This window comes from Occallatibacter sp. (genome assembly GCF_049510455.1).
Classification (GTDB): Bacteria; Acidobacteriota; Terriglobia; order Terriglobales; family Acidobacteriaceae; genus Telmatobacter.
Map to the genome: position 1 here is coordinate 44,176 of NZ_JBEKYX010000017.1, position 6,783 is coordinate 50,958.

The 6,783-nt window shown below is 58.3% G+C and carries 3 protein-coding genes and 1 tRNA gene; 2 read left to right on the forward strand and 2 right to left on the reverse strand.

Going from position 1 to position 6,783, the window contains the following annotated elements; all coding sequences use genetic code 11:
• The first annotated feature begins 239 nt into the window (after window positions 1-239).
• Complete coding sequence (locus tag ABSG47_RS05120) at window positions 240-3,845, forward strand: outer membrane beta-barrel protein (RefSeq protein WP_424167269.1); 3,606 nt, start codon at window positions 240-242, stop codon at window positions 3,843-3,845.
• A gap of 851 nt (window positions 3,846-4,696) precedes the next feature.
• Here the strand turns inward: ABSG47_RS05120 and ABSG47_RS05125 are convergent.
• Both ABSG47_RS05125 and ABSG47_RS05130 read right to left on the reverse strand, forming a co-directional pair.
• Window positions 4,697-4,993 carry a DUF503 domain-containing protein gene (locus ABSG47_RS05125; protein WP_424167271.1) on the reverse strand — a complete coding sequence of 99 codons (297 nt, stop codon included), beginning with the start codon at window positions 4,991-4,993 and terminating at the stop codon, window positions 4,697-4,699.
• Between the two features lie 92 nt (window positions 4,994-5,085).
• A complete protein-coding gene (locus ABSG47_RS05130) occupies window positions 5,086-6,558 on the reverse strand; it encodes a sodium:solute symporter family protein (protein ID WP_424167273.1) in 1,473 nt (490 codons plus the stop codon).
• 147 nt (window positions 6,559-6,705) lie between these two features.
• Here ABSG47_RS05130 and ABSG47_RS05135 point away from each other — a divergent pair.
• Window positions 6,706-6,782 (forward strand) — tRNA-Met (locus tag ABSG47_RS05135).
• Window position 6,783: the final 1 nt, after the last annotated feature.

Here is a 6,783-nt window from a genome sequence, read left to right on the forward strand (position 1 = left end):
GCGGTTCATGCGTCAGTAATCAAGCTTCTTTACGCTGATTGCAGTTCAATCAGCCTGAATCTGACGCAACACATACTCATACCCTCCCTTCCACAGGGATATATAAACGTGGCGCACCGATCTGGCCCTGGCTTCATTTCTCGATTGGTGCCGGAGCTCCAAATCTACAACCCACTCACGAAACACAGTCAATACTTTTGAGGAGGCAGTCTTCCATGTCTGAAAGGAAATCGAACTTTATGCGGTCCTGTTCGAGATTATTCGTCTCGCTCGGGCTGCTTATGGCTCTCGTGCTCGCATGTCCATTCGCGCGCTCGCAGGCAACACAAGGCTCCATCATCGGCGTAGTGAAAGATGCCAAGGGAGCCGTAGTTCCCGGCGCGCAGATCACTCTGACCAACACGGACCTTGGCGCCATCCGTGTCACCAAATCGACCGGCACCGGAGACTACTCCTTCTCCGACGTCGTCGCTGGCCACTATACGCTGGTCGTTGAGTTCCCCGGATTCGAGAAGTTCGAAATCACCAATCTCAGTCTCGAGGTTCGCCAGCAGCTCCGCCTCGATGCCCAGCTCTCCGTTGGCGCAGTACAGCAGCAGGTGCAGGTTTCCGGCGACGTCGTCTCGGCCATTCAGACCGACACGCCCACAATCAGCGGCACCTTTACCGCCGATGATGCCAACGGCCTCCCCGTCAACACCCGCGCCAGCGCCAGCGGCACCTCCGCGGCCAACATCTTCGCGGCGCTCCCCGGCGTGCAGGCTGACCCATCCGGCCTCTCGCTCCAGGGCGCTCTGCCTTACCAGATGGACGTCACCGTAGACGGCGTAACCACCCTGAACGCCGCCGGCGGCGGCTTCATCACAAACGCCTTCCCCTCTACCGAGGGCATCAACGAAATCCGCGCCGACGGCGTCCTCGCCAATGCGGAATTCGGCGATCCCGCGCAGGTCGTCGTCACCACCAAGGGCGGCACCAACAAATTTCACGGCTCCGCATTCACCTACTATCAGGACAACAACTGGAACGCAAGCCCCTACAGCTACACGCCCTTCACCAAGCCGTCCTATCACGGCACCACCTTCGGCGGCTCCTTCGGCGGCCCCGTCATCCTGCCGAAATACAACGGCACCAACAAAAGCTTCTTTTTCGTTGACTACGAAGGCTGGCGCTACCCCGCGAAAACCCCTCTGTCCGAGGTCGTGCCCTCCACCGGCATGGTACAGGGCGACTTCTCCGGCTACTCGGACGCGAACGGAAATCCCATCACTCTCCGCGATCCCAACACCGGCGCGAACTGCGGAAACAATCTCGCGAATTGCGGTCTGAGCATCAATCCCATTGCCGCCGCCACTCTCAAGCAGTTCTACCCCACTCCCAATATCGGCAACCCCGCCACCTATGTCGATAACGGCGTGCCCAACTGGACGCAGAACGTAGACATCAGCGCGCATTCCGACCAGTTCGACGTCCGTGGCGACAAATACTTCGGCTCCAACCAGAAGTTTCTTCTCTGGGGCCGTTATTCCCAGAAGAGCTTCCCCACCGTTTCGCAGGAAGAGCTCCTCGTTCCCTCCTCGCAGAACGTCAACACCAACAAGGTGCTCCGCGTCGATACGAACTGGACCGTCTCGCCCAACCTGATCAACGAAGGCGGCTACGCCTTCACCCGCGTCTGGACCGGTAAAACCAACCCCTTCAACGGAAATGCGTGGACCAATGGGGAAGGCTTCGTGGGACTGCAGAATCTCTACTTCAACGGCGTCCCTGAGATGGACTTCAACAACATCCAGGCCCTCGGAGTGGATCGCCTCACCAGCCTCGGCAGCTCCATCACCAGCATCTACAGCGACACGCTGATCTGGACCAAGGGCCGCCATACCATGAAGTTCGGCGGCGACGTCCAGACCCTCGGAGCCCAGAGCGCCCTCGGCTTCAACGGCGCTGACAACTACGGCACCTACTATTTCAACGGCGGCGGCAATAGCGTTGGCGTTTACACCGGCATCGACTTTGCAGACTTCCTCACCGGCATTCCCAACGCTACCTTCTACGACGTCGTCTCCCAGGACAACAATGGCATCTCACAGCATTACCATGCCTTTGCCCAGGACGACTGGCGCGTCAGCCAAAACCTCACCCTCTCCTACGGCATCCGCTATGAGCTGCACCCCGGCTATCACGACAAGGGCGGCGACATCGGCAACTTCGATCCGTCCCTCCCGCTCGCCGGTCGCTCCATTTATATGAAGGGCTTCCAGAGCCTGCTCGCGCAGCCCTTTCTCCAATCGGCCAACGCCTGCGATCCCGACGGCGTGAATGACACGAATAGCGCTGTGGTCAACGGCGCGCCCTGCATGCCGGTGCTGAATAACGTGGCTGCCGGTTACCCCATCGGCCTCAAGAAGTATCCTCATCTGCGCTTCATGCCCCGCTTCGGCGTAGCGTATCGCCCGTTTGGCAATGACAAGACCGCCATCCGCGCCGGCTTCGGCATGTACAACATCAACTTGCTGGGCTCCAACTTCTACTCCCTCACAGGAACACTGCAGGCCTACACCCAGCAGTACAACAACAACCCCACTGCCTCCTGCGGCGGCGCGCCCTGCAAGCCTACCTGGACCTGGCCTACGGTTTACGCTGGCTCGGGCGGCGCGGCAGGCGTCGGCGCCTACGGCTCGGACTACTTCGGCACCGCCAACTCCGCAAACTGGAAGGACCCCTATACCGAACAGTGGTCTCTCAGCATTGACCGCGACCTCGGCCAGGGCTATGCCGTTCGCGCATCCTACATCGGTTCGGAGACCCATCAACTCATCTGGGCTCCAGATGAAAACACGCTACCCTTCTCGACCACTCTCTCGGCCTACAATGCCGACTACTCCCAGCGTCTCTTCCCCAACTGGGGCCGCATCAACAACCGCATGACGGGCGCCAACGAAAGCTATCACTCGCTCCAGCTCGCGGCTTCGCACCGCCTCCAGCACGGCATCGAGTACAACTCCACCTTCACCTGGGCCAAGAACCTGGCCGATAACCAGGGTCCAGCCAACGGCGGTTTCGCAGGGGAAAGCGGCGGTAGCCGTGCCACCTCCGTCATTGACCGCGCGGCAGATTTTGGCGATGTCTTCGGCACCCGCCGTCTGCGCTGGAACACCACCGGACTCTACGACCTGCCCATCGGCCGCGGCAAGGCCTTTGGCGGCGGTATGAATCACATAACGGACACCTTCATCGGCGGCTGGCGCCTCTCCAGCATCTTCACCTTCCAGACAGGCAACTACAATGTGCCCTACTTCCCGGATGGAGAGGGCGACCCCTCCGGCACAGGCTCCGGCCTCGACGACTCGCTCGAAGGCTGGGATCCCTCCCACCGTCCGCAGTACGCTGATCAGGTGTCGGGTGTCAGTTGGAAATCCGGCGCCAGGAAACGCACCATGTGGGTCAACCCCTCGGCATTCACCTGCCCAGGAGATCCCTCCTGGACCCCTGGCCACGGCTGCTACACCGGTGCCGGCTTCAACGCAAACGGAACTCAGCGCCAGGCCTTTGGCCCCGGCTCCGAGCATCCGCTGCCCATCGGCCGCTTCGGCAATGCCCGCAATGGCGTCGTTGAAGGTCCCGGACTCGTCAACCTCTCCACTGGACTCAACAAGGCCTTTGCCATTACCGAGCGTTATCGCCTCAAGATTGAAGGAACCTTCACCAACGTCCTCAACCATGCCAACCTCGGCGACCCGGACTTGAACCTCAGTTCAGCCAGCTTCGGCATCATCGGCGGCACAATCGGCTCTGACTTCGGAGGCGCGCGTACGGCCCAGATCGCGGCAAGGCTCGAGTTCTAATCTCCAACGCAACACAACAAAGCGGCGTGGACCTCACAGTCCACGCCGCAACTTTTTGCGGAAAGCCGGGTGCCCCTGGTCTCGATTTTGAGACCAGGGGAAGCACTCCCCTCAACCCACTACGGAAGGATGTCGTCCCTGCTGTGCATCTTTCAGTCGGAGCCAGGAACCCGCTTTCCCTTATCCCTTGTCCCTTTTTCCCCGCCTTTTCCCTCATTACCAAAGTCCAATACCCTTTCGTACCCAAACCCCCTCCAAATACTTTGCACAAAATTACCCCCATATATGCTCTACTCATAATCAGCAACAGGAAAAGCCCGAATCCCAACGGATTCGGGCTTTTCCTGTTGCTCAATCACGTCGCGGCAGTAAAAACTGTCTCAACCCCGTAACTTGTTGATTCCATGAAATAGAGGGATGAAAAGGCGAACAAAACAATTCACCCTGATTTTTACCTGTAAGCCTATTAAAAAGAGAACCTTACATCGGACAATACCATTTTTTTATTTTTTTTTGGTAACCTCTTTCAGTTAATTAAGTGGTAACCCCCTGTCTGCTTTCCAACGGCATAGTAAAGAAACACCGCAATCCCAGCCGGGGAAAGCGGCTTTTTGCTTTCTCGTCGAACAGGACTGTGAACCGGCCCACCGAGCTGTGAATCTGTGAGCCGGAAAAAGGGTGCAAGCCAATGCAAATCAACAATTTACGCGAGCCATTCCCCACAGTCTCACAGCAGCATGGCATCTCACGGGAACTGTGAAGCCGCCTATAACCGAATGAAAGAAAAGAACTTACGGAAGAGCGCCGCACAAGGTAGTTCACTCAACTGTGAAGCTGTGAGATAGAAACGCTCAGCTCTCCAGATACTCCCAGAACGAGTCCACCAGCTCCGCCCCATGCTCGTTGAGAATCCGCCGCGCAGCCCGCTCAATCTCCTCGATCATTCCATGCAGATAATCCCGCGAGCGGGAGATCGCCGCAATGCCAATCGTCGCCGACTGCCAGGTCGTATCCTCATCCATCTCCGCCACAGAAGCATTGAAGCCCTGCCGCAGTTGGTCCTTCAGCGAGCGCACCACCTGCCGCCGATCCTTGAGCGACCGCGAATGTTCGATACGAATTTCAAGCGTGAGCTGAGCAACAGGCATAAAGAATGGTAGGCCGGGGATTTATCCCCGGCAATTCGATTCACACAAAGATTACGGGCCTTTAGGCCCTCCGGTCTGCGCTTTTCCCGAACTTATTCCGCCAACTGCGCCAGTTGTTTCTCCGTAGGCTTCGGCGTGAACAAGCTTACGACAATCATCAGCACAACAGCCACGAACAGCGCAGGAAAGATCGCATCGCGAGCGGCGATGACAGCGGGCAGGTTGTTATGCACTGCTTTCAAATCCCAGGTAAGCGTCACCAGCGTGCCGCCGGCAATGGCAGAAACCGCGCCCCACGACGTTACGCGCTTGGAATAAAACGCCGCAAGTACGACAGGCGTGAGCGCAGCGGAATAAATGGTGTAGGCCCACAGCATCTTCTGCAAAATGCTCTCCGCATACACGGCCTGATAGAGCGCCCAACAGCCCAGCAGCACCACAGCCAGGCGCGAAACAATCAGGACTCGCTTGTCTGAAGCGCCCGGCGAGATGTAGCGCACAAATACATCGTTGACGAGATTTGTCGCCGGCGAAAAGAGATAATTCGAAGCCGTCGAAATCACCTTGGCAAAGACCGCGCCCAACAGCAGCGCGCCCATCAGCGCGGGCAGCCCATGCCGCGCCGTATATGGAATGATCTCGCGCGGATGCAAAGCAACTTCTCCGGTGGGATAAAGCGCGCGGCCAAAAACCGCAATCGCCACAATCAGTGTTTCCAGAACCAGCGTGCCCACAATCCATCCGCCCACGGAAACCTTCGCGTCGCGCTCAGACTTGGCAGAGAAGAATTTTTGATACATCACTTGGTTGCCCAGCATGAGCAACAGCGTGGGCACCAGAAATTCAAGGCCCTTGATCACACCAAAGACCACCGGCTGCTCTACTCCGTGCGGGTCGATGCGGAAATTCCCAAGCCAGGTGAAGTACGCGGGCGGCAGCGATGTATGCAGCCCCGCCCATCCGCCGGCCTCAGCCAGCAGCCACGGCGCGGCAATCACGCAGATCACCGTCACCAGCGAACCGATCGCCACATCCATATATGCCACAGAGGACATACCAGCGAGCGCCGTAGAGACGATGACGAAGGCCGCAATCAGATATGTGCCCATCTGCGCAGAGATGGTCTCCGGAAAGATGAGGTGCAGCACATCGCCGCCGCCCTTGAACTGGTAGCTGGTAATGCCCACGTAGGCAAAGAGGATAGCGAAAGTGCCGAGCACGCGCGCCGTCTGGTTGTAGCGCGCCTCCAGCAAGTCCGGCAGCGTGAACTGCGCAAATTTTCGCGCGCGTGGAGCAATGAAATAAATAAGCAGCAGCCCAAGCCATCCGCCGGCAGGTTGCCATAGAGCGGCAAAGCCGTTCTTGTAGGCATTCTCAGCTCCGGCAAAGAGCGAACCCGCGCCGATCCACGAGGTAAGCAGCGTAAGCACCAGCACCAGCGCGGGCAGTGAGCGCCCGGCCACCAGGTAATCGTCTTTGGTTTTCACGCGTGAAGTGCGATAAAGCGCGACGGCAAGCAGCGCGACAGCAATGACCACCAGAACCACAACGTACAGAACAGACATGCAGGAGCCCCCACAGGCAGAATTCGCGAGTATACGCTTCTCGATGCAGTGTACCGAATCGAAGGAGCTAGCCTGTCAGCCGGAGCGCGGCAAGCGTGCAGCTCGCCACACATTGACCCAAGCTGTAAACCCTTGTTAAACTGATTCTGCGGGGTGGAGCAGCCCGGTAGCTCGTTGGGCTCATAACCCAAAGGTCGTAGGTTCAAATCCTACCCCCGCAACCAA